Consider the following 23,243-nt stretch of genomic DNA (forward strand, 5'->3'; position numbering starts at 1 on the left):
TGAGCCTGTATAAGTTATTGATCGGACAGGGCTGCATTGTTGAACGTCGCGGACAGGGAGACAAACGATGAAAACTGACGATATCGGTGAGTCTACCTCACGCAAAATCGGCAGAAATATTTCGCTGGGAGGGCTGCGTTGCTTTGAGGCGGCGGCCAGGCTGGAAAGCTTCACTCTGGCGGCGCATAGCCTGAGCCTGACCCATGGCGCCATCAGCCGGGCGGTGAGGGGGCTGGAGAATGAACTGGGGCTGGCGCTGTTCGAGCGGCGTCACCGCCGGGTCTATCTGACGGCGGCCGGACGTAAACTGTGGCAGGCTACCCAGCAGGCGTTCGATATTCTTGAACAGAGCGTGCAGGAACTGTATCAGCAGGCGCAAAACGCACCTATTGTGCTCTCCTGTGAGCCGACGCTGCTGATGCGCTGGCTGATTCCGCGCATACCGGAGTTTCTGCGCGCCCATCCGGCGATGCATATACAGCTGGTGGCCGGCGGCGGAGCGGTGACTTTTCAGGATGGCATTACGCTGGCGATTCGGCGCAATGATTTTGACTGGGGAGCGAATGTACACAGCATCCCGCTGTTTAGTGAAAAAATTGGCCCGGTGTGCAAGCCGGAAATGCTGACGCATTTTATTGAAGGCAGCCAGGTAGAGCCGCGTTTGCGCCACGATGCGGCGCTGTTGCAAACCGCCACCCGTCCCAACGCCTGGGCAGATTGGGCGCAGGCGCAGGGGATATCGATTGAGGGTATGCCACAGCAGCGTTTTGAGCATTTTTACTTCAGCCTGCAGGCGGCGGTCGCCGGGCTGGGCGTGGCGATCGGGCCGTGGCAGCAGGTACGTGACGATATCAGCGCCGGGCTGCTGGCGGCGCCGTTTGGTTTTCGCCACGACGGCAGCGGCTACAGCCTGCTAATGCCGCAGCCGGTGGCACCGGGCAGCGCGGTGGAAACCTTGCTGCACTGGCTGCAGGGCCAGTCGGCGGATGACTAAAAGGTTACGTTGCGGATAAAGCGTAAAGGGCTTTCGCCGTGGTTGGCGTAAGTATACTGCTGATCGCTGTTGAAGACGTGGGTATCGCCGGCGTGTAGCGTCAGGGTTTGCTGCTCCAGCAGCAGCGTCAGGCACCCCTCAATTACATAAACGATCTCGCGCCAGCCTTCGGCATCGGGCTGTGAGTGATACTGCTCGTGCGGCATCAGCGTCCATTGCCACAGCTCTACCCGCTGACGCGCCGGCACGCTGGCGGTAAAAATCGCCTGGCTGGCCGCCTGCTCGCCTTGCCAGGCCAGTTCGCCGACCAGATGGCTGCCGCGCGCCGCCGGCGCCTGAATCAGATCGCTGAAAGTGACCCCGAGCGCCGCCGCCAGCTTATCCAACACCGCCAGGCTGACGTTGCGCTCACCGGATTCAATGCCTGCCAGCATACGGCGGCTGACGCCGGACTGCGTCGCCAGCGCCATTTGACTCAGCCCTGCCTGCTGACGATAACCGCGCACGTTGCTGCTGAGGTATTGCAGCACCTGGGGAGCGTCGGGTTTACCATTGTGCACTATATTGCTCATTTTTCCGTGATGTCTCATACTGGCAGGATCTGTGCATTATATTGCACGTTGTGTTGATCAAGGGCAAGTCGACATCTATGAGCAAAACATCTTCTACTTCAGGCCTGTTGCTGAAAATCAGGCCGCAGGAAGCGATCCTGATTGTTATTACCATGATCTGGGGCGGTACGTTCCTGGCGATTCATTACGCCATGACGGTCAGCGGCCCGTTCTTTTTTGTCGGGCTGCGTTTTGGCGCAGCCGCACTGGCGTTAATACTGTTTTCATTGAACAGCCTGCGCGGGCTGACCTGGTATGAATGCAAGGCCGGGATGCTGATCGGGGTGACGATTGCGGTGGGCTACAGCCTGCAGAGTATTGGCTTGCAGACCATCAGCAGCAGCCAGTCGGCGTTTATCACCGCGATGTATGTGCCGATGGTGCCGCTGCTGCAGTGGCTGGTGCTCAAGCGTTTTCCGGGCGTCATGGCGTGGATCGGCATTGTGCTGGCCTTCAGCGGCCTGATGCTGCTGGCCGGGCCGAACGGCAGCGAAGTCAGCTTTAGCCTGGGAGAGACCGTTACGCTGATCAGCACCGTGGCGGTGGCGGCGGAAATCATACTTATCAGCGCCTATGCCGGGAAGGTGAACGTCAAACGGGTGACCGTGGTTCAGCTGGCGGCCGCATCGCTGCTCTCTTTTATGATGATGCTGCCGAGCGGCGAAAAGGTGCCGGCCTATTCCGATTATTTACTGTACTGCGCCGTCGGTCTTGGGATCGCCAGCGCCCTGATTCAGCTCACCATGAACTGGGCGCAGCGCAGTATTTCGCCAACGCGGGCGACGGTCATTTACGCCGGTGAACCGGTGTGGGCCGGCGTGGTGGGGCGCATTGCCGGTGAGCGTCTGCCGGGAGCGGCGCTGTTGGGCGGGGCGTTGATCGTGCTGGGGGTGATCGTCAGCGAATTGCGTATTCGACGGAAGAAAAAGCGCGAGGCGCTGGCGGAGAGTTAGAGCAGGACAGAGAACCAGGGGAGGCTAAGCCTCCCCTTTCAGTCAGTGTCAGGCTGCTTTTTTGTTGCGCGCCATCAGGTAGCCGATGCCCAACAGCACGAACCACAGCGGGGTGGCCATCAGCGCCTGGCGCGTGTCGTCCTGCAGGGTCAGCAGCACCAGCACGAAGGCAAAGAATGCCATGCATACCCAGCACATCAGCTTGCCGGCCGGCATTTTGTAAATCGACTTTTGGTGCAGTTGCGGACGTCGCTTGCGGTACACCAGGTACGAACACAGGATTATCGTCCAGACAAACATGAACAGGATGGCGGAGACGGTGGTGACCAGGGTAAATACCGTCATCACGTTCGGGATCAGGTAAATCAGCACCACGCCGCCCAGCAGACAGATACAGGAGAAAGTCAGGCCGTTGGCCGGCACCGCGCGCTTGGACAGGTTGGCGAACGATTCCGGCGCGTCACCCTGTTGCGCCAGGCCGTACAGCATACGGCTGGTGGAGAAGACGCCGCTGTTGGCGGATGAAGCCGCAGAGGTCAGCACCACGAAGTTAATCACGCTGGCCGCCGCCGGCAGGCCGACCAGCATAAACAGCTCGACGAACGGGCTCTTGTCAGCCACCACGGAACTCCACGGCGTCACGGACATGATGACGATCAGTGAGAACACGTAGAACATGATGATGCGCAGCGGAATGGAGTTAATGGCGCGCGGCAGCGATTTTTCCGGGTCTTTGGTTTCGGCGGCGGTGGTGCCGACCAGTTCGATGCCGACAAAGGCGAAGACCGCGATCTGGAAGCCGGCGAAGAAGCCGCTGATGCCTTTCGGGAACATGCCGCCATCATTCCACAGGTGCGAGAGCGACGCGACGCTGCCGTTCGGCGACTGGAAGTGGGTGGCGATCATCACTACCCCGGTGATAATCAGGCCGATAATGGCGACGATTTTGATCATCGCAAACCAGAACTCCATCTCACCGAACATCTTCACCGTCGCCAGGTTGAGCGTCAGCAATACCAGCACGCACAGCAGCGAGACGATCCATTGCGACAGGCCGGGGAACCAGAACTGGGCATAGGCGGTGATCGCCACCACGTCGGCAATCCCGGTCACCACCCAGCAGAACCAGTAGGTCCAGCCGGTAAAGAAGCCGGCCCACGGACCGAGCAGATCGGCGGCGAAATCGCTGAAGGATTTGTACTGCAGGTTGGACAGCAGCAGCTCGCCCATCGCCCGCATCACGAAGAACAGCATAAAGCCGATGATCATATAGACGAAGATGATGGAAGGACCGGCCAGACTGATGGTCTTGCCCGAGCCCATAAACAGACCGGTGCCGATAGCGCCACCGATGGCGATCAGCTGAATATGGCGGTTGGTCAGGTTTCTGCGTAGATGATCGTCTGACGCCTCCGCGGCGTCGGCGGTAATTTTAGAGTGGTCTACCATCTGATGATGTCCTGTCTTACCTGTCATGAGTGAAATTATGAGCTCTAAATTGGCTCTTTCTTATACGTTTATCCGGCTGCCCGGTTTGAATTAAGGTAGTGTTACTAATTCACCCTTTTGCAACATGTTTACAACATTTAACGCCAAGGGGAAAGGTTGATTGTTTCTTGTACACAGGAGGTAAATCGGACCTTCAGAGGACGCAAGGTTACCTTCCGGCATAGCAAATTAACAGCCTTTGCGGGCGCTATCTTGTTGATATACCAATAGGTTAAATTTCTAGCATGAGAAAAACTAATGCGTAAAAACGTATCGCCGGCAATGGATGTCCGACGCCTTTCCACCGCCAGGTGCTGATGTTTGACGTGGCGACAGCGGAATGTGGCTTACGTCAGGCGGCGCTGGCTACGGAACGGCAGGCCGCTACAAATCATCAGCTTAGCCAATTTCTTTTAAGATCAGGCTGGCAAGAAGGCCGCAAATTTGTGCGATGCCACGCAAAATGACCGTTGCGTTTCACCGTGAATGCAGAAAGGTGATCTGGCGCAAATTTACTGCCTTGGGGAACGCATGCGCGGCTTTTTATCCCTATTTCTTGTCATGCACAAAATTTACGGCACCCGTGGTGGTGTGGCGAAATTTTAAGCAACTCAAGCATCAGGCACGACCAGATGGCTAATCTGCCTTTTGTCTTCATATCAATCTGATTGGCTGGATATGTCGTTAAATATGGTTTTTTATTTTGTTTACAGGCGAGCTATGTTGTTATCATGCCGCTTCGATCTCTGAGGAAACAAACAATGAAAAACAAATCATTAGCGCTCTTATTACTGGCCGGTCTGACCGGCTGCAGCCAGCCGTCAACGTCGCCGGAAGCGTCAGCGCCGGCCGCCGGCAAAAACGAAACCTTATACGTCAACAGCCGTCTGGTGGATTGCGTGGGCGTCGCGCCGATGAAATGCATGCAGGTGCGTCAGTCGCCGGATGCGCAGTGGGAGCTGTTTTACACCCAGATTGAAGGTTTCGAGTTTACCCCCGGCTATCGCTATAAACTGCAGGTAAACGTCAGCGAGCTGGAGAATGTCCCGGCCGATGCGTCCTCGTTGCGTTATGTACTGGTCAAACAGCTGGAAAAAACCAAAGCATAAATATTGTGCCGGGGGCGGCGGTATGCGGCCTCCGGCGTGATCTTCTCGCCCGCCTTTTGTTAACGCCGCGCAGGCGGTGAAAGAGTATTAACCCCCGATCACAAAAAACCGACAAATCAATTCATCCGCATCGTCGTCAGCAGTAAGCTGGAAGCCACAGGGCTACCACCAAATAGGGATGACATATGTACCAGATGATTTTAGTACCGGTTGATCTTGAAGAGCCGCAACTGACGGACAACGCAATCAAGCATGTGGAGTATCTGGCCAAGGTTTCGGGCGCCAAGGTACACCTGTTTCATGCGTTGCCGGACGCATCGGCATTTGTCACTGCCTATTCGTTCGGCATTAAAGAATTTGAAAATCAGGCGGAAGTTAACGCGATCGACAAGCTGAAGAACATCATTTCGGAAATGGAGCTGCCGCTGGAGCGTCTGTCCTATACCATCAGTTTCGGTTCACCGCGTGATGAAGTGCTGCAGCTGGCCGACGAGATCGGCGCTGACCTGATCGTGGTCGGCTCACGGCGTCCCAGCGTGAAAACCTATCTGCTCGGCTCCAACGCTGCGGCGATCGTGCGCCATGCCAAAACCTCGGTGATGGTGGTCAGATAAGCGTAAACCCCTCTCCCGACGGGAGAGGGGGACGGTTTAACGGCACAGCGCCTCAATCTCATCGTACAGCGCCTGCGGCAGTTCGATGCCGTGCTGCTCGCTCAGCGGGCGCTGGCGAAAACGTCGTTCGCCGGGCAGCCGTGCGCCCTGTTGCCGCATATCGTTGAACAGCGTTTCAGCGTGGGCCAGGTAGGTTGCCTGCTGCTCCCCCAAAAAGCGCTGCGGATCCATGGCGATAATCAGCTCGCCGCCGTAAGGCGATGAACCGGTCTGATTATCAAACGCCAGTGACTCTTTACTGGTCATATCGCCGATTAACGGTCCGGCCAATAATTCCACCATCGCCGCCAGCGCAGAGCCTTTATGCCCGCCAAAGGTCAGCATGGCGCCGGCCAGCACGCTGGCGGCATCGGTTGATGGCCGGCCCTCTTTGTCGATTCCCCAGCCAGGCGGCAGCGGTTTGCCGGCGCGCCGGTGCAGCTCTATCTCGCCGCGCGCCGCGGCGCTGGTCGCCATATCAAACACAAAAGGCGGCTGCCCGGGGCGCGGCCAGCCAAAGGCGATAGGGTTGGTGCCGAACAGCGGCTGGCTGCCGCCGGCCGGCGTCACCCAGGCGTGGCTGGGCGTACAGGCCAGCGCCACCAGTCCTTGGTCGGTCAGCGGTTCGATATCGGCCCACAGCGCCGAGAAGTGTACGCAGTGGTTGATCGCCAGCGCGGCGATGCCGTTGTGTTTTACTTTGTCAACAAACGCCGGCAGCGCCCGGCGGTAGGCCACCAACGAAAAGGCGCCGTGGGCGTTGACCCGCATAATGGCGGGGGCGCTGTCGATAAGCTCCGGTTCGGCATCGGCGGAAACTTTCCCCATCTGCAGCGAGTGTACGCAGCCGAGAATGCGATACAGCCCGTGAGAGGCGCAGCCGTCACGCTCTCCGGCGGTGACGTTCTGCGCCACCGCGTCGGCGTGTTCGGCGCTGAACCCGTTGCTGCGTAGTGCGCGCTGCGCTAAGTGGTAGGCCTGATCCAGCGTCAGGCGTACGCTTGCCGTCATGGTATACCCTCCTTATTTACTCTTCTTCATCCCCGACAAAATTTGCCTGAGGTAAACAGGTATAGGCGCCCCAGTAGTAGATCGCCAATGCAATCACCGCCACCGTCAGGGTGTCCCACGGGTGGCCGATGGCGCCGATGCCGCCGAAACTGCCCAGATAGGAGATGATAATGATCAGCGCATAGAAGGCGACCAGCCACAGTGAGGAGTAAACCTGCTGGCGCAGACTGACGGCGTGTGTCGGCACCTGCTTTTTGAACAGGATATAGATAAGAAACATCAGGATTTGCAGGCCAAGCAGCCAGGAAATGGTGTTCCAGCCGGACCAGTAGACGATCAGCGCGGAAATAATAAACGACAGCGGACCGAGCACGCAGAAGCCGCGCACGAAAAACGGCCGCTGCAGATCCGGCGCGTTGCGGCGCAGCCCGGCGGCGGTAACCGGCGCGATGGCATAGCTCAGCACCAGCGCGGCGGATACTACGCCGATCAGCCGCTCCCAGGACGGGAACGGCAGCGTCCAGAAGATCGACAGCGCGAAGGTCAGCCACAGCGCCGGGCGCGGAATGCCGGATTCGCCGTCGACGCGGGTAAAAACTTTAAAAAAGGTGCCGGCGCGCGCCCAGCCGTAGACTACGCGCGGCGTGGCGTTCATGTAGATGTTGCCGGTGCCGCTGGGGGAGATAATCGCGTCGCTGACCACCAGAAACGCCAGCCAGCCCATGCCGAGCGTAATGGCGATATCGCGGTAGGGCAGCGAGAACTGCTTGCTGATGCCAGACCAGCCGCCGCTCAGCATCTCGGAGGGAATGCTGCCGAGAAAAGCCAGCTGCAGCAGGACATAGATCACCGTCGAGAGCAGTACGGAGAGGATCAGGGCGATGGGAATAGTGCGCTGCGGCTTTTGCACTTCGCTGGCTACCGAGATAATCGGCGTCAGCCCCAGATAGGCGAAAATAATGCCGCCGGCGGAAATTGCCGCCTCCACGCCGGCTGCGCCGTAAGGGGCGAAGCCCTGACTGTGCAGATTTTCCGGCTTAAAGAAGGTAAACAGCACCACTATCACCAGCAGCGGCACCAGGAATTTCAGAATACTGATGAAGTTGTTGGATTTGGCGAAGGTCTTCACGCTGTAATAGTTGAGCGCGAAGAACAGGCACAGCAAGAGCAACTGCACCAGCCAGCCGAGCAGCGTGGGATCGCCCGAATCCGGCTGGCTGAGGAAGGGAAACCAGGCGGCGGCGTACTGGCGGGCGGCGACGATTTCAATCGAGATCAGGCTGGAGAAGGCGATCAGCGTGATAAAGCCGAGCAGGTAGCCCATCAGCTCGCCGTGAGAAAATACCGGATAGCGGATGATGCCGCCGGCGCGCGGCAGCGCCGCGCCCAGTTCGCAATAGACAATGCCGAGCAGCAGCACCGCCAGCCCGCCGATCAGCCAGGAATAGATCCCCGCCGGGCCGGCGATGGATGAGACGTGGCTGGCGGCGAACAGCCAGCCGGAGCCAAAAATGGCGCCCAGGCCGATAAATGTCAGATCGGTGAGCGTCAGCTGCTTCTTGAATTTACCCTGTGTGGTCATGGTGGCTACCCTTTTATTATCTCATTGCAGGTGCGGTTCACAGCGGATCGCGCCGGTAAACGCCGTTTACCAGACGCAGCAAATTAAGCGGGTTTTCATCCTGCAGGGCAGGAGGCAGCAGCGACGGCGGCGCATTTTGCAGACAGACCGGTCGCATAAAACGCTCGATCGCCAGCGTGCCGACCGAGGTGCCGCGGGCGTCGCTGGTGGCGGGGTAAGGCCCGCCGTGCACCATGGCGTCGCAAACTTCCACCCCGGTGGGGTAGCCGTTAAACAGCACCCGCCCGGCTTTATGCGTTAAACAGGCCAGCAGCGGCGCGGCGGCGGTCAGGTCGGCGTCATCGGCCAGCAGCGTGGCGGTCAGTTGCCCTTGCAGCGCGTTCAGCGCCTGCTGCAGCTGTTGCTCGTCGTCCAGCGCCGCCACGATGGCGACCGGGCCAAACACCTCTTCCTGCAGCCGCGCATCCGCCGTCAACAGCAGCCGGCCTTCCGCCTGATACAGCTGCGCGCAGGCCTGATGGCCAGGGGCGTCACGCCGGCCGGCCAGGTGCGCGATGCCTGGATGCTGTTCCAGTTCGTTCAGTCCCTGATGATAATGGTGCAAAGTGGCGGTATTGAGCATGGTCTGCGGTTCGGCCGCTTCGATCTGTTGACTCAGCGCGGTGATAAATTGTTCAAGTGCCGGACTGCGCACGCCGAGGATCAAACCGGGCTTGGTGCAGAACTGGCCGCAGCCCAGAGTAACCGACGCCGCCAGCTGCTGTGCGATTTGCCGTCCGCGCTGCGCCAGCGCCTGCGGCAGCACGATCACCGGGTTGATGCTCGACATCTCGGCGAACACCGGGATCGGCTGCGGGCGCTGCTGCGCCAGATCGAACAGCGCGCGGCCCCCCCTGAGCGATCCGGTAAAGCCGACCGCCTGAATGGCCGGATGCTGTACCAGATCGGCGCCGATACGATCGCCGAAGATCATATTGAACACCCCGGCGGGCATCTGTTGCTGTGCTACCGCACGTTCGATCGCCTGTGCGATCAGCTCTGCGGTGGCCATATGGCCGCCGTGCGCTTTAAACACCACCGGACAACCGGCGGCCAGCGCGGCAGCGGTATCGCCGCCGGCAGTGGAGAACGCCAGCGGGAAATTGCTGGCGCCGAATACCGCCACCGGGCCGATGGCGGTGCGGTACTGACGTAAATCCGGGCGCGGCAGCGGCGTGCGTTCCGGCTGGGCGCTGTCAATCCGTGCGCCGATAACGTCGCCACGGCGCAGCAGTTCGGCGAACAGCCGCATTTGGCCGCTGGTGCGGGCGCGTTCGCCCTGCAGGCGCGCCGGCGGCAGAGCGGTTTCCTGCTGGACGACGGTAAAAAAGTCATCATCCAGCGCATCAAGTTGATCGGCAATGGCGTCAAGGAAGGACGCGCGCTGTTGGCTGCTGGTCTGCGCGTAGGCAATAAACGCTGATTGTGCCGCGAGTGCGGCGCAAGCGGCCTCGTGCCGACTGGCCTGATGGAAGCGATAGCCGGTGGGCTGACCGTTATCGGCACGCAGGCTGACAAGTTCAGCCGTGCCGCTGGCGACGCGGCGGCCGCCGATAAACTGCTTTCCGCTGAGGGTGGTGATAGGCATAGTGTCCCCGCTGTGGTTGCGGCGCCCCTGAATGCGGCAAGGGGCGCGTCAGGATTTACAGACCGACGTCCGGCAGCGCCGGACGCTGCGCCAGCGCCTGTTCGACGATGGCGACCACCTGCTGACGGGTTTCGCCCTCCAGCGCCAGACGCGGCGGGCGGGTGACCGCGCTGCCGCGGCCGACCAGTTCTTCACACAGCTTGATGCACTGCACCAAATCCGGCCGGGCGTCGAGGTGCAGCAGCGGCATAAACCAGCGGTACAGCGCCAGCGCCTCGTCAAAACGTTTTTGCTTCGCCAGCCGGAACAGCGTTTCCCCCTCGCGCGGGAAGGCGTTGGACATACCGGAAATCCAGCCTTCGGCGCCGACGGCGATACTTTCCACCACCACATCGTCCAGCCCGGCGAACAGCACAAAGCGGTCGCCGACCGTGTTGCGCAGATCGATAAAGCGGCTGGTATCGCCGGAGGAGTCTTTGAAACAGACGATGTTGTCGCAGTCCGCCAGCGAGATCAGGATCTCCGGCGTGACGTCGTTTTTATAAATCGGCGGGTTGTTGTAGACCATAATCGGCAGATCGGTGGCGGCGGCGACGCTGCGGAAATGCGCGGCGGTTTCGTGCGGTTTGGACGAATACACCAGGGCCGGCATCACCATAATACCGTCGACGCCAGCTTTGGCGGCCTGCTGCGCCATATCCTGCGCAAAGGCGGTGGTGAATTCGGCGATGCCGGCAATCACCGGCACTTTGCCTCGGGCGGCGTCTTTCGCCACTTCGATCACCGCCAGTTTTTCCTGTGCGCTGAGCGAGGTGTTTTCGCCGACGCTGCCGCATACCACCAGTCCGGAGACGCCGTCGTCAACCAGGTTGCTCACCACCCGGTGGGTGGCTTCCAGATCGAGAGAAAAATCGCTGCGGAATTGGGTGCTGACCGCGGGGAACACGCCGCTCCAGTTAATGGCTTTTTGGCTCATGCTGTTTTTCCTGTCGTCGAATGTGTTAATTGATGGTGAGTTATTGGTGAAATTCGATAACAGAGTGACCGGAATCCGCGGCGACGGCTTGACGTTTTTCGCCGCCGGGCATGACGAAATCAGCACAGTAAGCGGGCACAACGCCGGCCGTCGCGGTGAGCGAAAAGCCGATAAACGGCTTAATATTGATGGCTTCAGGCGTGTAATGAAGTGCGGAAATCCCGCGGCGTCGAGCCGGTCATAGCTTTGAACTGACGGCTGAAGGCGCTGTGGTCGGTATAGCCGCACTGCAGGGCAATATCGGTAATCGGCGTATCGCCGGCCAGCAACGCGCTGGCCTTTTCCAGCCGTACTTTGTGGATCATCTGGCGTGGCGTCAGGTGGAAAATACGCTTGCAGTAGCGTTCGATCTGCGCCACCGACAGCCCGGTCAACGCGGTCAGTTCCTCCAGCGCAATCTGTCTGGCGTAATGCCGGCGGATATAGTCATCCAGCGCCGCCAGCCGCTGATAGGCCGGGTGGTTGGCCTTGGCCTCCTGCAGGTCGTGCGAGATGCCCGCCATGCCGATGATTTTGCCCTGGGTATCGCACAGCGCCAGCTTTTGCGTCAGGCACCAGCCGGTTTCGCGGCCGCTGTACAGGTGCATCTCCAGCTGATCCTGAATGTGCACGCCGTGGCGCAGTACGCGCAGATCCTGCTCGGTATAGCCGGCGCCGAGCTGGGCGGGGAACACATCGGCGGAGGTTTTTCCCAGCAGCGGCGCCACCGTTTTGAACCCGCAGCGCTTTGCCAGCGTCAGGTTGGCCAGCAGATAGCGGGCCTGGGCGTCTTTCAGGAAAAATACCACGTTGGGAATGGCGTTTAACAGCGGCGCAATCAGCGCCAGGGAATTGAGAACGCTGTGCAGGCTGTGGGGGCGCTGCTGCGCCAGACCGTCGCACAGCTGGCTGAGTTTTTCGACGGCAAAATCATCGTCGGCCGCTACTGCCATCATATCGGGCGCTGGCGGGGGATTGCTGGCTAAACGCATCGCAGTACCTTTCCTGTTGGCCGCTGAATTTAACGGTTTTGGATCAATATTAACTTTTATTTAACTTGGCAAGCGCCGACCGCCAAAACTGCGGATCACCGCATAATTTTGCGTCGCCAGGTTGCCTGTGGCGGCTCAGCGAACGCTCTGGCTGATTTAGCATAAAAATAACAGCATGATAAATAAGAGATTGTTATGGTTTTCCTCTCGTCGGCCGGGCGCGACTGTGCTGATTTCGCCATGCATCGCGCCGAAATGCATCAAGCCGGCGGCGGGAGATTCGGTCAGGCTGGCGTGAAGATTTCATCAACTCGCTGGAGATTCCGATGACCGATTCCACATCCATCACCGCACTGCGGGCGATTGATTCCCACACCGGCGGTGAACCTACGCGCCTGATCGTTGATGGGTTTCCCGATCTGGGCGACGGCAGTATGGCGGAACGTAAGGCGCTGTTTGCCGAATGCCATGACCACTGGCGCAGCGCCATTATTCTTGAGCCGCGCGGCAACGACGTACTGGTTGGGGCGCTGCTGTGCCGGCCCTGCTCGCCGACGGCCAGCGCCGGCGTGATCTTTTTCAATAATACGGGCTATCTCGGCATGTGCGGCCACGGCACTATCGGCCTGATGGCGTCGCTGGCCTATCTGGGCCGTATCCGCCCCGGCGACCACCAGATTGAGACGCCGGTGGGTACGGTCAGCGCCAGGCTGCATCAGGACGGCAGCGTGACGGTGCAGAACGTGCCGGCCTACCGCTACCGCCGTGCGGTGACCATCGAGGTGCCCGGCTATGGCAGCGTCTGCGGCGATATCGCCTGGGGAGGCAACTGGTTCTTTTTGATTGCCGGGCATGGCCTGGCGGTTGAGCGCGACAATATTGACGCGCTGACCGCGTTCAGCTGGGCGGTGCGGCAGACGCTGGATCTGGAGGGCGTGCGCGGTGAGGACGGCGGCGTGATTGATCATATCGAACTGTTTGCCGATGACGAACGCGCCGACAGCCGCAATTTTGTGCTGTGCCCCGGCAAAGCCTATGACCGTTCGCCCTGCGGCACCGGCACCAGCGCCAAGCTGGCCTGCCTGGCGGCCGACGGCAAGCTGGCGCCGGGGGAGATCTGGCGTCAGGCCAGCGTTATCGGCAGCGAGTTCCGCGCCAGTTATCAGCCGTTGGCGCACGGGATCCGGCCGTCGATTCGCGGCGAAGCCTATGTGTGCGCCGACAGCCGGCTGTTGCTCGACCCGCGCGATCCCTTTGTCTGGGGGATCCGCGCATGAAATGCGCCGACGTGATTGTGGTCGGCGCCGGGATTATCGGCAGCGCCTGCGCCTGGCAACTGGCGCGGCGGGGATTGCGGGTGGCGCTGGTGGATGACGGCCGGCCGGGGGCGACCGCGGCGGGAATGGGGCACCTGGTCTGCATGGATGACAACCCGGCCGAGCTGGCGCTCTGTGCCTATTCGCTGCGCCTGTGGCGCGAGCTGGCCGCTCAGATGCCGGAGCATTGCGCCTGGCGCGGCTGCGGTACGCTGTGGCTGGCGGAACATGACGATGAGCTGGCGCTGGCGGAGCAAAAACAGCAGCGGTTGGCCGCCGCAGAGGCGGAGAGTTATCTGCTCAGCGCCGGCGAACTGCGGCGACGTGAGCCGCAGTTGCGTCACGGCTTGGCCGGCGGGCTGCACGTTCCCGGCGACGGCATTGTATACGCGCCGAATGTGGCCCGCTGGCTGGTAGAGCAGGGGAAAGAGGCGATCGTGCGCTATCGCGGCAGCGCCGTGGCGCTGGAGCCGCAGACGGTTCTACTGGCCGACGGCACGCGGCTGACGGCCGATGCGGTGCTGCTGGCGTGCGGCCTGGCGGCCAATGCGCTGCTGGCAGAGCCGCTGCTGCGGGCCAAAAAGGGGCAGTTGGCGATTACCGATCGTTATCCGCCGCAGGTCCGTCATCAACTGGTTGAACTGGGGTACGGCGCCAGTGCGCACGCCAGCGGCGGAACCTCCGTGGCGTTTAATCTGCAGACGCGCCCCACCGGCCAGTTGCTGATCGGTTCTTCGCGTCAGTTTGATGTGCCGGACGACGTGTTGGATATGTCGCTGCTGGCGACGATGCTGCAGCGGGCGACGCAGTTTGTACCGTCGCTGGCGCAGATGAATATCATCCGCTGCTGGACCGGCCAGCGCGCTGCGTCAGCGGACGGGCTGCCGCTGTTGGGCCCTCATCCGGTTCATGACGGCCTGTGGCTGGCGCTGGGGCATGAGGGCCTGGGCGTAACCACCGCGCTCGGCAGCGCGGCGCTTATCGCTGACCGCCTGTTGCGACAGCGCCCGGCGATTGACGATACGCCCTACCTGCCGGCCCGGCTGCTGGCGGCTGAGGAGGTTTCCGCATGAGCAAGATTGCCATCACGATCGATGGAGAGCGCTTTTGGGTCAGGGCGGGCATCAGCGTTGCGGCGGCGTTGAGTATGACGCCGCAGCCGCATTGCCGCCGTTCGGTGACCGGGCAGCCGCGCACGCCGTTTTGCGGCATGGGCATTTGTCAGGAGTGCCGCGTCAGTATTAACGGCGTCCGGCGGCTGGCCTGTCAGACGCTGTGCCAACCCGAAATGCATATTACCAGGAGCGACAATGGCTGATTTGTACGGAGAAATTGTGGTGATTGGCGCCGGCCCGGCCGGATTATCCGCCGCGTTGGCCGCCGCGCAAAGCGGTAAATCGGTGCTGCTGCTGGACGATAACCCACATCCGGGCGGGCAAATCTGGCGCGCCGGACCAGCGGTTGAACTGCCGGTTCTGGCGCGGCGCTATCGCCAGGCGGTGGCGGCGCAAAAGAATATCCGCTGGCTGCACGGCTGCAAGGTGGTGGCTTTGTGCGGCACGCGGCGACTGCTGTATGAAGATGCGCAGCACTGCGGGGTGATTGAGTATCGGCGTCTCATCTTGTGCTGTGGCGCGCGTGAACTGCTGTTGCCGTTTCCCGGCTGGACCCTGCCGGGCGTGACCGGCGCCGGCGGGTTGCAGGCGCAAATCAAACAGGGGCTGGACGTACGCGGCCAGCGGGTGGCGATTGCCGGCAGCGGCCCGCTGCTGCTGGCGGTGGCGGACACGGTGCGCAGGTCCGGCGGTAGGGTGGTGCTGTTGGCTGAACAGGCGCCGCTGCGGCGCACGGCGCGTTTTGTTGGGGAATTATGGCGCTGGCCGGGCAAGCTGCGGCAGTCCGTGCGGCTGGTTAATGCGCGTTACCGCGGCGACAGCCGCGTGCTGGCCGCCCATGGCGAATCCCGGCTGGACAGTATTGAGGTGCAAGAGCACGGACGTGTGCGCCGTCTGGCCTGCGATCGGCTGGCCTGCGGCTATGGATTGGTGCCGAATATCGAACTGGCGCTGTTGCTGGGATGTCGGATCGAACAACAGGCGGTCGCCGTTAACGCACAGCAGCAGAGCAGCGTGGCACATATTTATGCAGCGGGGGAATGCACCGGCGTCGGGGGCAGCGAACTGGCGCTGGCGGAGGGGGCGATAGCCGGCTATGCAGCCAGCGGCGCGCCGGCGCCGATGCGGGCGTTGCGGGTGCGTGAGCACTGGCAGCGTTTTGCCACCGCGGTCACGACGACGTTTCGCCTGGATCCCTCGCTAAAGTCTCTGGCGACGGCGCAAACCGTGCTGTGCCGTTGTGAAGATGTCATGCTGGGGCAGGTGGCCGGGCAGGCGGACTGGCGCAGCGCCAAACTGGCCAGCCGCTGCGGTATGGGCGCCTGCCAGGGGAAAGTCTGCGCGACGGCGGCGCGTTACCTGTTCGACTGGCCGCTGCCTCCGCCCCGGGCGCCGCTGACGCCAGCGCGCATCGAAACGTTGCTGTGCTGCATGGCGCGCGAATCCGACGTATAAAACTGCTACACTCAGGCATAATACTCCATGAAACAGGCGGATGATGAATGACTAATGCGCTGATTACACTGATATTATGCCTGTTGTTGGTGCCGCTGCTGCTATGGCTGATGGGCAAGGCATTATCGGCGGCGAAAGATAAGCCGCATGACAGCAAAAGCAAGCCGAAAACCGGTATGCCGCACGGCGACGACGAATAGGCTCAGACCGGGATTAGCCGCGCGGCCAATAGTAGACCTTTTCATACCAGCCTTTATCGTACATGCAGGATTTTATGGCGGCGTTGCGGGCATCTTTGTTGTTATCGCTGTGTAATGTGCGCAGCGTTGGCCGTGCTTCATAGCGATGTCCGTCCGGACAGGTTTTCTTGTTTTTCTTGCAGGGAACGTATTGATCGTTGTAATCGACCTCAACGTCTCTGACGACGTCGGGCGGAAATTGTTGATAGGCGCGTTCCTTGCATTTGGCATGTTCGGCCTGCCAGATTTTATTGCTGGCATCGCTGCGTTCCCACTGTACGCAGCCGGTGAGGAAAAGTGCGGGTATGATCATTAATAATCCGTATGTTTTCATTATATCCCTATTAGTTATTTTATAATCACGCACGGACCCGGTCTCGACTAAGAATATTCTTCTTCAAGGGTTGCTGACGCTGATAAAAGCGGCGTGCTATAAATGGTTACCGAACCGGCTGAGGGCACCAAGCTTGTATCGATGCGGCAGCGGCTATGCCGTCGTCATTGTTTACAGACATCACCGTGCCGGTATCGTGTTGATAAAACCCGGGCATTATAGGTGAAATAAACTATTAGGAAAAATAACCGGAGGTTATATTATTCGGCTGATACTTTACCGCTTCATTCCGATCGTGGCGTGCCGAAAATATGGCAGGGAGTTAAGATAATTCTATTTGAATATCGAGGTAATTAAAGGTTATTCGGATAAAACTGAATAAGGGGCGTATTTCCAGGTTGAATAGCTGGGCTGGAAAAATGCCGTGCGAGAGGTGCGGCCGACAGGGCGGGATATTGCTCTGAGTCCTTGCTGAATGCGGTATGAGCGACAGTCTGTAGGTAACATCAAGATGTTGTAGGGATTAATCTTATTTTTTTGCCTGGGGGCGGGATGCTTAGCGCAGGGAGGGATTATCTTGTTATTATCGGGGCCTATTTTTGTAAGGAGTTCAGGATGAAGCGTTACGCTGCGTTACTTATTTCCTCTGTGTTATTGTCCGGTTGCGCTACCCAGGCTGTACCGCCACAGGAGGCTAAATCCCCGCCGCCAAGCCGGCTGATGCTTTATCAAAACCTGCCGACTACGCCGTATGCCACGGTGGTTGTGGTGCGTGACAGCGGCATGCTGGCCGGAAGTTGCCGGACCGGTGTCTACGTTGACGGTGAGTTTGCCGCGTCACTGGCGACAAAAGAGAAGGCGGAGTTCCGCATGCCGGTAGGCAATCATGTGGTCAGCATTGGTCAGGATATGATCGAAAGCCACCTGTGCATCTGGCGCGAAACCGCCGGGCAGCAACCGATGACCCTGCGTGCCGGAGACGTCCGCTACCTGCGGATTGGCGGTGATATGCAGAGCGGTTTTATCCTGAAGCCAGGACGCGGTTAATTGCTCAGGCCGGTGCTGCATGACCGGCCTGTTTCCTCTATACCGCTTACTGGCGGTATGCGTGTTTGATCTGCTGCAGGCTGTTTTTAAACACTTCGGCCTGCGTCGGATCTTCAATCTGGGCAATAAAGCGCTCCAGGTTGATAATGACTTTGCCCGCATCGGCCTGACCAATCGATTTCAGTATTAGCGTTAAAGCGGCTTTCAGGCAGGCGACTTCAGTTGCCAGTGTTTCTGGGTTTGCGGACGTAGTGAAATCGATATTGCTCATTTTATCTCCTGAACTCTGCGGCCATAGCCGGAAAAAGGTGCGCAGTTGCGCCGGGCCGTCGCCGCATCATGCAGGCGTTAGCGCCGTTTTCTGCTGGCGAGTATAACATAAACTGCAGTTTCGCCAGTCACCTCTTCAACTGATGAATATTAATGATATTTATTATATCCAATGTTTATTGCACGGCAGTGAATAGGTATGTCGAATTAAGTCAGGAAAGTTGCGTTCGGGCATATTTCCAAATGCATAATAAGCACTTTTCATGCATGTTCCTGCAGCCGGAAGGGGCGGATTTATTGTAAATAGCGCCATTTTGCCGATACCTATCGCGGCAAAAACCTAAAGTGATAACGCTGCCGGCTGGCATGTGCTATTATAGCGCCGTGATTTTAAAGGGTTAATTCTCAGCGGAAAGAATGTTATTATTACGCTTGGTTATGATTGCCCGCGTTGATTTTTACTCAGGCGGAGCGCTTGCCGTATCCTTTGTTTTGTCAACGGTCTTTCGGTCAGGTATATGCGCTGTCGGATTTTTATCCGTCCGCAACGCCGCAAACTCGCGTCATCAGGTGTAAAAATACGAAAAATTAGGCCTGTTCCGCAGAGTTAATCGAGCATACATATTAATCTGTATTCATTCTTTGTTGAAAAACAAGTAATATCTATCGCGATAACAGAGATTGATTGCGTTACTCCCCTATTTTTTGGAGATTGTTCCTTGATTAGCGTTCTTCTTGTTGATGACCACGAACTGGTGCGCGCAGGGATACGACGCATTCTTGAAGATATCAAAGGCATAAAGGTTGTCGGTGAAGTCCAGTGCGGCGAGGACGCCGTAAAATGGTGTCGCAACAATGTTGTTGATATCGTGCTGATGGACATGAATATGCCGGGTATCGGGGGGCTGGAAGCCACCCGTAAGATTGTGCGTTATGCACCCGACATCAAAGTCATCATGTTGACTATCCACACAGAAAATCCTTTGCCTGCTAAAGTGATGCAGGCGGGGGCCGCCGGCTATCTGAGCAAAGGGGCCGCGCCGCAGGAAGTGGTGAACGCCATACGTTCAGTGCATGCCGGGCAGCGCTATATTGCATCCGACATTGCGCAGCAGATGGCGTTAAGCCAGCTCGAGCCGGAAACCGAAACGCCGTTCAGCTGTCTTTCTGACCGCGAATTGCAAATTATGTTAATGATTACCAAAGGAAAGAAGGTCAACGAAATTTCCGAGCAGTTGAACCTCAGCCCTAAAACGGTAAATAGCTACCGCTACCGGATGTTCAGCAAGCTGAACATCAGCGGCGATGTGGAATTGACTCACCTGGCTATCCGACATGGATTGTTCAATGCGGAGACGTTGTTAAGCGGTGAATGATCGTTTTGATGCTAAAGCATTCCTTAAAACCGTAACCAGTCAGCCCGGCGTCTATCGTATGTATGACGCCGGCGGTACGGTTATCTATGTCGGTAAAGCCAAAGACCTGAAAAAACGCCTCGCGAGCTATTTCCGCACGCAGGTCGGCAGCCGTAAAACCGAAACCCTGGTTAAAAATATCGCGCAAATAGACGTTACTGTTACACATACCGAAACAGAAGCGCTGTTGCTGGAACATAACTACATTAAACTATATCAGCCACGATATAATGTTCTTTTGCGCGACGATAAATCTTATCCGCTGATCTTCCTGAGCGCTGATACCCATCCGCGGCTGGCAATTCACCGCGGTGCCAAACACGCCAAAGGCGAATATTTCGGCCCGTTCCCTAACTCTTATGCCGTGCGCGAAACTCTGGCGCTGCTGCAAAAGCTGTTTCCCGTCCGCCAGTGTGAAAATAGCGTTTATCGCAACCGCTCTCGGCCCTGTCTGCAGTATCAGATTGGCCGCTGCCTTGGCCCCTGCGTCGCCGGCCTGGTGAGTGAAGAAGAGTACCGGCAGCAGGTTGACTATGTGCGGCTATTTTTATCCGGCAAGGATCAGCAGGTATTGCATCAGCTGATTGAGCGGATGGAAAACGCCAGCAAGGCGCTGAATTTTGAAGAAGCTGCGCGGGTGCGCGACCAGATTCAGGCGGTGCGCCGCGTGACCGAGCGGCAGTTTGTCTCCGGCCACGGTGATGATATGGATGTGATCGGCGTCGCCTTCGAGTCCGGTATGGCCTGCCTGCACGTGCTGTTTATCCGGCAGGGACAGGTGCTCGGCAGCCGCAGCTATTTCCCTAAAGTGCCGGGCGATACAGACCTCAGCGAAGTAGTGCAGACCTTTGTCGGCCAGTTTTATCTGCAGGGCAGCCAGTCGCGCACTTTGCCGACGGAAATTCTGCTGGACTTCACCCTGCAGGAAAAGGATCTGTTGGCCGCGTCGCTGTCCGAGCTGGCGGGGCGTAAGATCCACATTCAGAGCAAGCCGCGCGGCGACCGCGCTCGTTACCTCAAGCTGGCGCGCACCAATGCGGCGACGGCGTTAACCAGCAAACTGTCTCAGCAGTCGACGATTCATCAGCGTCTGGCGGAACTGGCGAAGGTTCTGCAGATGGATAATATTAGCCGGATGGAGTGTTTCGATATCAGCCATACGATGGGTGAGCAGACTATCGCTTCCTGCGTCGTGTTTGATGAAAACGGCCCGCTGCGTTCCGAATATCGTCGCTATAACATCACGGGCATTACGCCGGGAGATGATTACGCAGCGATGGCGCAGGTGTTGAGGCGCCGTTATGGCAAGGCGCTCGAAGAGAAAAAAGTTCCCGATGTGATCTTTATTGATGGCGGTAAGGGGCAGCTTGGCATGGCGCTGGAGGTGTTCGATTCGCTGGAGGTTAGCTGGGATAAAAGCAAACCGCGGCTGATTGGCATTGCCAAAGGCGCCGATCGTAAAGCCGGTCTGGAAACGCTGTTCTTTGTGCCGGCAGGCGAGGGAATTTCGCTGCCGGCGGATTCACCGGCGCTGCATGTGATTCAGCATATTCGCGATGATTCTCACAATCATGCCATCACCGGCCACCGCCAGAAACGCGCCAAGGTCAAAAATACCAGCGCGCTGGAGCTGATTGAGGGCGTGGGGCCGAAACGGCGGCAAACGCTGTTGAAATTTATGGGCGGCCTGCAACCGTTGATGAACGCCAGCGTTGAGGAAATTGCAAAAGTGCCGGGTATTTCACAAGCATTGGCAGAAAAGATCTATAATGCATTGAAACACTGAAGGCAATGTAGCAACATACTCTTAATTCCACTCCAGCCAGATAGTTACCGTAGCATTATGCAATTGAATATACCGACTTGGCTCACCCTGTTTCGCGTAGTTCTGATCCCATTCTTTGTGCTGGCATTTTATCTGCCGTTCAACTGGGCCCCGATGGTTTGCGCCGTCATTTTTGTGTTTGCTGCGGTAACCGACTGGTTTGACGGCTTTTTAGCCCGCCGCTGGAAGCAAACGACCCGCTTTGGCGCCTTTTTGGATCCGGTGGCCGATAAGGTGATGGTCGCCATGGCGCTGGTGCTGGTGGCGGAGCACTATCACGCCTGGTGGATTACGCTGCCGGCGGCGACGATGATTGCGCGTGAAATCATTATTTCTTCGCTGCGCGAGTGGATGGCGGAAATTGGCAAGCGCAGCAGCGTAGCGGTCTCCTGGATCGGCAAAGTTAAAACCAGCGCACAGATGTTGTCGCTGGTGGGGCTGTTATGGCGCCCTGACCGTAGCGTTGAGTATGCGGCTATCGGTCTGTTGTACATCGCGGCGGTGCTGACTTTCTGGTCAATGTTCCAATATTTGAACGCCGCACGTAACGATTTGCTGGAACCGTGATCGATTCGATGCAAAAATCGGCAAACGGCCGTGGTGGGTGAACAATTTTGTTGACTCATCACGTCAGGTAAGTAGAATGCATCGCATCAGACGGCAGCGATGATTTGCAGAAAGTTAGCAAAAAAATCAGTAAGTTCTGATGACGCGGGAATAGCTCAGTTGGTAGAGCGCAACCTTGCCAAGGTTGAGGTCGCGAGTTCGAGCCTCGTTTCCCGCTCCAAATTTTAGAAGGTTGGTTATTACCAGCTTTCAGCCTGAAAAGGCAAACAGAATACGGCGCGTTAACAAAGCGGTTATGTAGCGGATTGCAAATCCGTCTAGTCCGGTTCGACTCCGGAACGCGCCTCCAACTTTCCCGAGCCCGGGTGGTGAAATCGGTAGACACAAGGGATTTAAAATCCCTCGGCTTATGGCTGTGCGGGTTCAAGTCCCGCCCCGGGTACCATGGGAAAAAATACTGAATAATCAAAGCAATAAAGCAGTGTCGTAAGCCGCCGAAAGGCGGTTTTTTTGTGCCTGAAAAACGGCAAGTGGCGATGAAATGGCGATGAGTTGGCGACAGGCAAAAAAAACCGGCCACGACAGCCGGGATGATGAGTTGCATCGAAAGCAATAGACAGCGTGATAAGGAACTATCTCACACAGTGACAATACTCAATGTGAATGATTGCTTCAAGTAATAATGTATATGTATTTTTCTCGTATTATGCTGGCCTACATCTTGCCCTCAATTGTCCCGCTTTGTCGGCGATCGATTTCTTTCTGAGCGATGTTGATAAGGCGCTCAATTTCACCCATAGCTTTTATCCCTAAGGTTTCAACGCGAGCCAATGCATCTAGGGAAGACAGAAGAGGGCTTTCCTGCCCGCCTTCAGTACGTCTGCGCATAATTTCTGCGCGCATAGCAGCTACGACGAAGTGTGTTGTCGATTCACCTTCCAATTTGACTGCTTCCATTTCTTCAATGACTTCACGCGGGACTCGTGATGCCAGAACCTTTGATTTAGTGTTTTTCTCGTCTGATACCATTCGATTGCTGCTCCTTAACTTTGAAATTGCAAAGTTAAAACCTAATTGGGGTTGTTGGATTAACGGCGTTTACCCCTCGTACTAGAAATACTGTTCGCACATTTTGTAGAAAAAAAACCGGCCACGGAGCCGGGTTATCAGGTAGGTATGTATGCAGGCTATAGCTGCCCTCATTGGAAAGTGTAGATGGTGCTCAAGCTTAGTCAACATAATCAACTTATTGAAATTCTTATTATCAGTACTACGAAAGCGAGTTCCCCCTTGCATTCTGGGTTATATATCAAGTGGCCACGAACAAAAAAGCCCGCAAACGAGCGGGCTGTTTTTACAGTGACAAATTGAGCTGATCGCGCCCGTAGTGGGATGTGGGGAACGCGTCCTGCGGGATAAAGCCCGGCGGTATCTCTTCCCGACCTCCGCGTTTTGTTACCAGTTTTTCGACGCTGTTTAACGTGGTGAACGTGATGCTGCATTCGAAGTTCTGGCACTGATGATATTGCCGCGTTGTCATATTGCTGAGCTGGCGACTGGTACGGGTGCGGGCTGTGGCGCCGCAGATCGGACAAACAAACATGATGGCCTCCCATGGCGGGAGT

General features: G+C 57.9%; 24 protein-coding genes and 3 tRNA genes. 16 read left to right on the forward strand and 11 right to left on the reverse strand.

Going from position 1 to position 23,243, the window contains the following annotated elements:
• The first annotated feature begins 67 nt into the window (after positions 1-67).
• Positions 68-994, forward strand: coding sequence for a LysR family transcriptional regulator (locus tag TAN611_RS09095; RefSeq protein ID WP_105230617.1), 927 nt, complete (start codon positions 68-70; stop codon positions 992-994).
• Here TAN611_RS09095 and TAN611_RS09100 read toward each other — a convergent pair.
• Complete coding sequence (locus tag TAN611_RS09100) at positions 991-1,566, reverse strand: helix-turn-helix domain-containing protein (protein WP_105230618.1); 576 nt, start codon at positions 1,564-1,566, stop codon at positions 991-993. The genes TAN611_RS09095 and TAN611_RS09100 overlap by 4 nt on opposite strands.
• Before the next feature lie 77 nt (positions 1,567-1,643).
• On the opposite strand from TAN611_RS09100, the gene TAN611_RS09105 reads away from it, so the two are divergent.
• Complete coding sequence (locus tag TAN611_RS09105) at positions 1,644-2,558, forward strand: DMT family transporter (RefSeq protein ID WP_203067571.1); 915 nt, start codon at positions 1,644-1,646, stop codon at positions 2,556-2,558.
• 48 nt (positions 2,559-2,606) lie between these two features.
• Here the strand turns inward: TAN611_RS09105 and cycA are convergent, their stop codons facing one another.
• Entirely contained in the window at positions 2,607-4,007 is a 1,401-nt protein-coding gene (cycA, locus tag TAN611_RS09110) for a D-serine/D-alanine/glycine transporter (RefSeq protein WP_105230620.1), read from the reverse strand.
• 800 nt (positions 4,008-4,807) lie between these two features.
• Here cycA and TAN611_RS09115 point away from each other — a divergent pair.
• Positions 4,808-5,155, forward strand: a complete 348-nt coding sequence (locus tag TAN611_RS09115) for a DUF4377 domain-containing protein (protein ID WP_203067572.1) — start codon at positions 4,808-4,810, stop codon at positions 5,153-5,155.
• A 185-nt stretch (positions 5,156-5,340) separates the two neighbouring features.
• On the forward strand, positions 5,341-5,769 hold the full coding sequence (locus tag TAN611_RS09120; RefSeq protein WP_105230622.1) for a universal stress protein: 429 nt from the start codon (positions 5,341-5,343) through the stop codon (positions 5,767-5,769).
• Between the two features lie 36 nt (positions 5,770-5,805).
• Here TAN611_RS09120 and TAN611_RS09125 read toward each other — a convergent pair whose 3' ends face one another.
• The 5 genes from TAN611_RS09125 to TAN611_RS09145 form a co-directional block, all read right to left on the reverse strand.
• On the reverse strand, positions 5,806-6,819 hold the full coding sequence (locus TAN611_RS09125; RefSeq protein ID WP_197951778.1) for an Ldh family oxidoreductase: 1,014 nt from the start codon (positions 6,817-6,819) through the stop codon (positions 5,806-5,808).
• A gap of 16 nt (positions 6,820-6,835) precedes the next feature.
• Entirely contained in the window at positions 6,836-8,401 is a 1,566-nt protein-coding gene (locus TAN611_RS09130; RefSeq protein ID WP_203067573.1) for an APC family permease, read from the reverse strand.
• Positions 8,402-8,438: 37 nt separating this feature from the next.
• Entirely contained in the window at positions 8,439-10,028 is a 1,590-nt protein-coding gene (locus TAN611_RS09135) for an aldehyde dehydrogenase (NADP(+)) (protein ID WP_203067574.1), read from the reverse strand.
• Positions 10,029-10,083: 55 nt separating this feature from the next.
• Positions 10,084-11,004, reverse strand: a complete 921-nt coding sequence (locus TAN611_RS09140; protein ID WP_111737331.1) for a dihydrodipicolinate synthase family protein — start codon at positions 11,002-11,004, stop codon at positions 10,084-10,086.
• Between the two features lie 194 nt (positions 11,005-11,198).
• Positions 11,199-12,035, reverse strand: a complete 837-nt coding sequence (locus TAN611_RS09145; RefSeq protein WP_105230627.1) for an AraC family transcriptional regulator — start codon at positions 12,033-12,035, stop codon at positions 11,199-11,201.
• A gap of 326 nt (positions 12,036-12,361) precedes the next feature.
• On the opposite strand from TAN611_RS09145, the gene TAN611_RS09150 reads away from it, so the two are divergent.
• Genes TAN611_RS09150 through TAN611_RS09170 form a run of 5 tightly spaced genes read left to right on the forward strand, consistent with a single transcriptional unit; the run spans position 12,362 to position 16,121 of the window.
• A complete protein-coding gene (locus TAN611_RS09150) occupies positions 12,362-13,312 on the forward strand; it encodes a 4-hydroxyproline epimerase (RefSeq protein ID WP_105230628.1) in 951 nt (316 codons plus the stop codon).
• On the forward strand, positions 13,309-14,424 hold the full coding sequence (locus tag TAN611_RS09155; RefSeq protein ID WP_203067575.1) for an FAD-binding oxidoreductase: 1,116 nt from the start codon (positions 13,309-13,311) through the stop codon (positions 14,422-14,424). Before TAN611_RS09150 ends, TAN611_RS09155 begins: the two co-directional genes overlap by 4 nt.
• On the forward strand, positions 14,421-14,669 hold the full coding sequence (locus TAN611_RS09160; RefSeq protein WP_105230630.1) for a 2Fe-2S iron-sulfur cluster-binding protein: 249 nt from the start codon (positions 14,421-14,423) through the stop codon (positions 14,667-14,669). The genes TAN611_RS09155 and TAN611_RS09160 overlap by 4 nt, the downstream gene beginning before the upstream one ends.
• Positions 14,662-15,921: an FAD/NAD(P)-binding oxidoreductase gene (locus TAN611_RS09165; protein ID WP_187043301.1), complete on the forward strand. Its 1,260-nt coding sequence runs from the start codon at positions 14,662-14,664 to the stop codon at positions 15,919-15,921. Before TAN611_RS09160 ends, TAN611_RS09165 begins: the two co-directional genes overlap by 8 nt.
• A 47-nt stretch (positions 15,922-15,968) precedes the next feature.
• Complete coding sequence (locus TAN611_RS09170; RefSeq protein WP_172606292.1) at positions 15,969-16,121, forward strand: hypothetical protein; 153 nt, start codon at positions 15,969-15,971, stop codon at positions 16,119-16,121.
• A 13-nt stretch (positions 16,122-16,134) separates the two neighbouring features.
• Here the strand turns inward: TAN611_RS09170 and TAN611_RS09175 are convergent, their stop codons facing one another.
• Positions 16,135-16,473, reverse strand: coding sequence for a hypothetical protein (locus TAN611_RS09175; protein WP_370446984.1), 339 nt, complete (start codon positions 16,471-16,473; stop codon positions 16,135-16,137).
• Between the two features lie 636 nt (positions 16,474-17,109).
• Between TAN611_RS09175 and TAN611_RS09180 the strand changes: the two genes are divergently transcribed.
• On the forward strand, positions 17,110-17,541 hold the full coding sequence (locus TAN611_RS09180; protein WP_105230633.1) for a hypothetical protein: 432 nt from the start codon (positions 17,110-17,112) through the stop codon (positions 17,539-17,541).
• Positions 17,542-17,587: 46 nt separating this feature from the next.
• Here the strand turns inward: TAN611_RS09180 and TAN611_RS09185 are convergent, their stop codons facing one another.
• The gene (locus TAN611_RS09185; protein WP_105230634.1) at positions 17,588-17,812 is read right to left on the reverse strand and encodes a DUF2594 family protein; all 225 of its coding nucleotides are present in this window, start codon (positions 17,810-17,812) and stop codon (positions 17,588-17,590) included.
• A gap of 718 nt (positions 17,813-18,530) precedes the next feature.
• On the opposite strand from TAN611_RS09185, the gene uvrY reads away from it, so the two are divergent.
• From uvrY to TAN611_RS09215, 6 genes are all read left to right on the forward strand, one after another.
• A complete protein-coding gene (gene uvrY, locus TAN611_RS09190) occupies positions 18,531-19,187 on the forward strand; it encodes a UvrY/SirA/GacA family response regulator transcription factor (RefSeq protein ID WP_111737327.1) in 657 nt (218 codons plus the stop codon).
• Entirely contained in the window at positions 19,180-21,012 is a 1,833-nt protein-coding gene (gene uvrC, locus TAN611_RS09195) for an excinuclease ABC subunit UvrC (protein ID WP_105230636.1), read from the forward strand. The genes uvrY and uvrC overlap by 8 nt, the downstream gene beginning before the upstream one ends.
• 57 nt (positions 21,013-21,069) lie before the next feature.
• Positions 21,070-21,618: a CDP-diacylglycerol--glycerol-3-phosphate 3-phosphatidyltransferase gene (pgsA, locus tag TAN611_RS09200; protein ID WP_105230637.1), complete on the forward strand. Its 549-nt coding sequence runs from the start codon at positions 21,070-21,072 to the stop codon at positions 21,616-21,618.
• 144 nt (positions 21,619-21,762) lie between these two features.
• Positions 21,763-21,838, forward strand: a tRNA-Gly gene (locus tag TAN611_RS09205).
• A 55-nt stretch (positions 21,839-21,893) separates the two neighbouring features.
• Positions 21,894-21,967: transfer RNA gene (locus tag TAN611_RS09210), tRNA-Cys, on the forward strand.
• A gap of 10 nt (positions 21,968-21,977) precedes the next feature.
• Positions 21,978-22,063, forward strand: a tRNA-Leu gene (locus TAN611_RS09215).
• A gap of 269 nt (positions 22,064-22,332) precedes the next feature.
• On the opposite strand, the gene TAN611_RS09220 is transcribed toward TAN611_RS09215, so the two are convergent.
• Both TAN611_RS09220 and TAN611_RS09225 read right to left on the reverse strand, forming a co-directional pair.
• Positions 22,333-22,647 carry a YlcI/YnfO family protein gene (locus TAN611_RS09220; RefSeq protein ID WP_203067576.1) on the reverse strand — a complete coding sequence of 105 codons (315 nt, stop codon included), beginning with the start codon at positions 22,645-22,647 and terminating at the stop codon, positions 22,333-22,335.
• Positions 22,648-22,972: 325 nt separating this feature from the next.
• Positions 22,973-23,221 carry an ogr/Delta-like zinc finger family protein gene (locus TAN611_RS09225; RefSeq protein WP_203067577.1) on the reverse strand — a complete coding sequence of 83 codons (249 nt, stop codon included), beginning with the start codon at positions 23,219-23,221 and terminating at the stop codon, positions 22,973-22,975.
• Positions 23,222-23,243 lie beyond the last annotated feature (22 nt).

This window comes from Serratia sp. Tan611, assembly GCF_905188235.1.
GTDB classification, from domain to species: Bacteria; Pseudomonadota; Gammaproteobacteria; order Enterobacterales; family Enterobacteriaceae; genus Serratia_B; species Serratia_B rhizosphaerae.

Bases quoted from the DNA above. Each gene is read 5' to 3' on its own strand.
- TAN611_RS09180 (WP_105230633.1), top strand. From the start codon at position 17,110: ATGAAGCGTTACGCTGCGTTACTTATTTCCTCTGTGTTATTGTCCGGT.
- TAN611_RS09130 (WP_203067573.1), bottom strand. From the start codon at position 8,401: ATGACCACACAGGGTAAATTCAAGAAGCAGCTGACGCTCACCGATCTG.
- TAN611_RS09095 (WP_105230617.1), top strand. From the start codon at position 68: ATGAAAACTGACGATATCGGTGAGTCTACCTCACGCAAAATCGGCAGA.
- TAN611_RS09225 (WP_203067577.1), bottom strand. From the start codon at position 23,221: ATGTTTGTTTGTCCGATCTGCGGCGCCACAGCCCGCACCCGTACCAGT.
- TAN611_RS09145 (WP_105230627.1), bottom strand. From the start codon at position 12,035: ATGCGTTTAGCCAGCAATCCCCCGCCAGCGCCCGATATGATGGCAGTA.
- TAN611_RS09150 (WP_105230628.1), top strand. From the start codon at position 12,362: ATGACCGATTCCACATCCATCACCGCACTGCGGGCGATTGATTCCCAC.
- TAN611_RS09125 (WP_197951778.1), bottom strand. From the start codon at position 6,819: ATGACGGCAAGCGTACGCCTGACGCTGGATCAGGCCTACCACTTAGCG.
- TAN611_RS09220 (WP_203067576.1), bottom strand. From the start codon at position 22,647: ATGGTATCAGACGAGAAAAACACTAAATCAAAGGTTCTGGCATCACGA.
- TAN611_RS09135 (WP_203067574.1), bottom strand. From the start codon at position 10,028: ATGCCTATCACCACCCTCAGCGGAAAGCAGTTTATCGGCGGCCGCCGC.
- cycA (WP_105230620.1), bottom strand. From the start codon at position 4,007: ATGGTAGACCACTCTAAAATTACCGCCGACGCCGCGGAGGCGTCAGAC.
- TAN611_RS09100 (WP_105230618.1), bottom strand. From the start codon at position 1,566: ATGAGCAATATAGTGCACAATGGTAAACCCGACGCTCCCCAGGTGCTG.
- TAN611_RS09160 (WP_105230630.1), top strand. From the start codon at position 14,421: ATGAGCAAGATTGCCATCACGATCGATGGAGAGCGCTTTTGGGTCAGG.
- TAN611_RS09140 (WP_111737331.1), bottom strand. From the start codon at position 11,004: ATGAGCCAAAAAGCCATTAACTGGAGCGGCGTGTTCCCCGCGGTCAGC.
- TAN611_RS09120 (WP_105230622.1), top strand. From the start codon at position 5,341: ATGTACCAGATGATTTTAGTACCGGTTGATCTTGAAGAGCCGCAACTG.
- pgsA (WP_105230637.1), top strand. From the start codon at position 21,070: ATGCAATTGAATATACCGACTTGGCTCACCCTGTTTCGCGTAGTTCTG.
- TAN611_RS09155 (WP_203067575.1), top strand. From the start codon at position 13,309: ATGAAATGCGCCGACGTGATTGTGGTCGGCGCCGGGATTATCGGCAGC.
- TAN611_RS09115 (WP_203067572.1), top strand. From the start codon at position 4,808: ATGAAAAACAAATCATTAGCGCTCTTATTACTGGCCGGTCTGACCGGC.
- TAN611_RS09165 (WP_187043301.1), top strand. From the start codon at position 14,662: ATGGCTGATTTGTACGGAGAAATTGTGGTGATTGGCGCCGGCCCGGCC.
- TAN611_RS09175 (WP_370446984.1), bottom strand. From the start codon at position 16,473: ATGATCATACCCGCACTTTTCCTCACCGGCTGCGTACAGTGGGAACGC.
- TAN611_RS09170 (WP_172606292.1), top strand. From the start codon at position 15,969: ATGACTAATGCGCTGATTACACTGATATTATGCCTGTTGTTGGTGCCG.
- TAN611_RS09185 (WP_105230634.1), bottom strand. From the start codon at position 17,812: ATGAGCAATATCGATTTCACTACGTCCGCAAACCCAGAAACACTGGCA.
- TAN611_RS09105 (WP_203067571.1), top strand. From the start codon at position 1,644: ATGAGCAAAACATCTTCTACTTCAGGCCTGTTGCTGAAAATCAGGCCG.